The 3,177-nt window shown below is 78.9% G+C and carries 4 protein-coding genes; 3 read left to right on the top strand and 1 reads right to left on the bottom strand.

Annotated elements, in window-relative coordinates; genetic code table 11:
* The 3 genes from ACTUAL_RS06545 to ACTUAL_RS06535 all read left to right on the top strand — a co-directional run.
* Positions 1–299 (top strand): hypothetical protein (locus ACTUAL_RS06545; protein ID WP_440899613.1); only part of this gene is annotated, 299 nt, incomplete at its 5' end.
* Between the two features lie 8 nt (positions 300–307).
* A complete protein-coding gene (locus ACTUAL_RS06540) occupies positions 308–1,270 on the top strand; it encodes an ROK family protein (protein ID WP_198320590.1) in 963 nt (320 codons plus the stop codon).
* Positions 1,271–1,662: 392 nt separating this feature from the next.
* Complete coding sequence (locus ACTUAL_RS06535; protein ID WP_440899612.1) at positions 1,663–2,787, top strand: anti-sigma factor RsbA family regulatory protein; 1,125 nt, start codon at positions 1,663–1,665, stop codon at positions 2,785–2,787.
* A gap of 50 nt (positions 2,788–2,837) precedes the next feature.
* Here the strand turns inward: ACTUAL_RS06535 and ACTUAL_RS06530 are convergent.
* Positions 2,838–3,177, bottom strand: a 340-nt coding sequence (locus tag ACTUAL_RS06530; protein ID WP_440899611.1) for a hypothetical protein, incomplete at its 5' end; no start/stop codon positions are given.

The raw sequence follows: 3,177 nt of genomic DNA, 5'->3' as shown, positions 1-3,177 counted from the left end.
ACGACCCGGCGGCGTGCGGGTGGTGCCCGCTGTGCAACGCGGTGGCGCTGGCGCGCGGCGACCGGTCGCAGCTGGCGTCCAGGGCGGCGGAGCACGTGGCCGGGCTGATCGCGGTGCTGCGGGCGGCGCTGGTCGAGGCGGACGCGAAGGCGGGGCGGGGCGGTGCCGGTGGCCCGTTCGGCGCCGGGCCCGATCCGGCCGGGCCCGATCCGGCCGGACCAAACGGCGCGGGGCCCGCCGAGGAGCGCGTGGCGCGTCCGCGCGTGCAGCGCGTTCCCGTGGTGCGCAAGCCGTGCTGACGATCGGGATCGACGTCGGCGGGACGAGCGTGCGCGCCGGGGTCGTGGACGCGGACGGCGCGGTGCTCGACACCACGCGCACCGCCACGCCCGGCGACGAGCGGGCGCTGGAGGAGGCCATCGGCGGGGCGGTGCACGAGCTGGCCGAGCGGCACGAGGTCGCCGCGGTCGGGCTCGCGGTCGCCGGGTTCGTGGCCTCGGACCGGCGCACGGTGATGTTCGCGCCGCACCTGGCGTGGCGGCACGCGCCCGTGGCCGAGCGGATCTCGGAGCGGGTCGGGATGCCGGTGGTGCTGGAGCACGACGCGAACGCGGCGGCGCTGGCCGAGCACCGGTTCGGCGCGGCGCGCGGCGCGGGCGTGGCGGTGCTGGTCGCCGTGGGCACCGGCATCGGCGGGGCGCTGCTGATCGACGGTGAGGTGTTCCGGGGCGCCCACGGCGTGGCCCCCGAGCTGGGGCACCTGCGGCTGGTGCCGGACGGCAGGCCGTGCCCGTGCGGCAAGAACGGGTGCTGGGAGCGGTACTGCAGCGGCACCGCGCTGAGCTCGACGGCCGTGGAGCTGCTCGCGAAGCACCCCGGCGTGTCGACGGTGCTGGCGCGGGAGGCGCGCGGGGACGCGCGGGCGATCACCGGGAGGCGGGTGGCGGGCGCGGCCCGCGACGGCGACCCGCTGGCGCAGCGCGCGGTCGCCGACCTGGCCAGGTGGCTGGGGGAGGGGTTGGCGCTGGTCGCGGACGTGTACGACCCGGAGGTGGTCGTGGTCGGCGGCGGCGTGTCCGAGTCGGCGACCCTGTTCCTGGACGACGCGCGCGAGCACTACGCGTCCGTGGTGACCGGCTCGGGCCACCGCCCCCTGGCCCGCATCCGGACCGCGCAGCTGGGCGACGACGCCGGGCTGGTCGGGGTCGCGACCCTGGCCAGGGACCTGGTGGTGGGCGCGGCGCAGTCGCCCGGAGGGCGGCTGGGCTGAGGGGTGCGGGGCGGTTCTGCGGACGCGGGATGGTTCTGCGGGCGTGGGGTGGCTCTGCGGGCGTGGGGTGGTTCTGTGGATGCGGGATGGTTCTGCGGGCGCGGGGCGGTTCTCCGGCGGGCAGCGCAGGCGGGCAGCCCCGGCTGACGCCGCCGGCGGGTGGCGCCGCCCGCCCGGCCGCTCCCACCCGGTTATCCCCACCGCCCCCGGTCTGCCGTTGCGGGCGCGCGGTGGACCGCCCGGCTCCTTCCGGGCCCGCCCCCCGCGGATCGCGGGCCGGTTCCCCGGCTGGTGGGAGCGCTCTCACGATCGTTCGCCGGGATCACGGCATCGCGGCGGGCGGATCGTTCCGGCGCGGCGCCGCCCCCGCTGATCCACGTACGATCCACCCCGTGCGCGACTTCGGTGCCGACGACCCCGTTCGAGGGCAGGCGGTCGCCCCCGAGCGCGGTGGGCGGCCCCGCTACCAGGCCGTTCCCGAGCCCGCGCCCGGCTCCCGCCCCGCCGCTGCGCCGAGTGCCGTCTCCACCGCCGCGCCCGGACCCCGCGCTGCCACCGCGCCGGTACCGGCCTCGAGCCCCCGTGACGATCCCGGCACCGGCCACGAGACCGTCCTCTGCTCCTCCGACCCCGACCTGCTCGCCTCCGCGGGCTCGTTCGCGGCCGAGGGCCTCGCCCTCGGCGAGCCGGTCCTGCTCGCCTGCGCCCCCGAGCGCGCCGACCTGCTGCGCTCCCGCCTCGCGACCCCCGCCCCCGGCCTGCTCGACCTCCCCCTCGACCCGCGCCCCGCCGAGGCACTCCTCGTGCTGCGCCGCAAGGTCGACGAGCTCCTGCGCGGCGGCGCGGAGCGGGTTCGGGTGGTCGGCGGCGCGCCCTCTCCCCGCGCCGGGGCGAGCTGGGACTGGTGGGCCCGGTTCGAGCTCGCGGTCACCGAGGTGTTCGCCGACGCGCCCGTGCGCGTGCTCTGCCCCTACGACCTGCGCGTCACCCCCGACCGGGTGGTGACCGACGTCCTGCGCGCGCACCCCGGCCTGCTCCGCCCGGACGGCGAGCGCGTGCCCAACCCCGGTCACGCGCCCGGCGCCGTCGTGGCGGGCGACCCGCCGCACCCGCTCGAAGCCGCCCCGCCCCTCGTGGACGCCCTCGACCCCACCCCGGCCGAGGCGCGCCGGGCGGTCGAGCGGGCCACCGCGGCCACCGCGCTCACCGAGGACGAGCACGACGACGTCGTCTACGCGGCCAGCGAGGCGGTCACCAACGGGCTCAGCCACGGCCGCGCCCCGGTCCGCCTGCGCGTGTGGGCCGACCGCGAGCGGGTCCTGGTCGTGGTCACCGACCGGGGGCAGGGGCCGCCGAACCGGCTGGTCGGCATCGTCCCCACCGAGGGCAGCTCCACCGCCGGGCTCGGCCTGTGGCTCACCCACCGCACCTGCCGCGACGTCGCCCTCACCTGGGCCCCGGACGGCTTCACCGTGCGGGTGCTGGTCGGCGCGCCGTCACCGCCGCGCGAGCCCTGACCCCGCGCGAGCCCCGACCCCGCGCGGACCTCGGAGACCCCGCGCGGACCTCAGAGCTGCGCCCCGTCGTCCCACCCGGAGTCCGGCGGCGGCCCGTTGCGGATGCGCATGATCAGCAGCGCCACGCCCGAGCACAGCACCACCAGCGCCAGCGGCGCCCCGTACTGCGTGGTCAGCCCGAACAGCCCCGGCGCCACGAGCAGCACCACGCCCACCGCGATCAGCACGAGCGCCGCGACCGTCCCCTTGCGCAACGTCGGCAGCGGCGGCGGCTCCGGCGGGACGTAGTGGTCCTCCGGGTCCTCCTCGGCGACCACCGACGGCTGCCCCTCGGGGCGCAGCGGCACCGGTTCGGCCTCGGCCCTGCCCTCGGCGGGCTTCTCGGCCTTC

This window comes from Actinosynnema sp., assembly GCF_052038725.1.
The sequence above is the reverse complement of the archived record's forward strand: the minus strand, read 5'-3'. Positions and strand labels throughout refer to the sequence as shown.